Source organism: Bacillus cereus group sp. N12 (assembly GCF_016483575.1).
Lineage (GTDB): Bacteria > Bacillota > Bacilli > Bacillales > Bacillaceae_G > Bacillus_A > Bacillus_A toyonensis.
Map to the genome: position 1 here is coordinate 1 of NZ_JAEHBO010000290.1, position 234 is coordinate 234.

Sequence of the window (234 nt, forward strand, 5' to 3'; positions counted from 1 at the left end):
GGATATGTGTAAGTTCTTGCATATCCTCCAAGCCCAATAGGGTCGATTTTGGCAGTTTGCATTTTTTGTATTAATTGCTTGAAATCAGCTTCCAGCTTAGTTTCAATCGCTTTTTGTAATTTTGCTGCGTCCTTTTTTGTATTAAACGAAAAAAGCCGTTCTGTAATACCGATTCTCATCTTTACATCTACATTAAATATAAAATGATTATCATATCTTGCCTTTGTCTTTACT

1 protein-coding gene is annotated in these 234 nt (G+C 33.3%); it reads right to left on the minus strand.

The window, feature by feature from the left end:
• A partial coding sequence (locus tag JDS92_RS30530) for a Ger(x)C family spore germination C-terminal domain-containing protein (protein WP_242476065.1) occupies positions 1-234 on the minus strand: 234 nt, incomplete at both ends.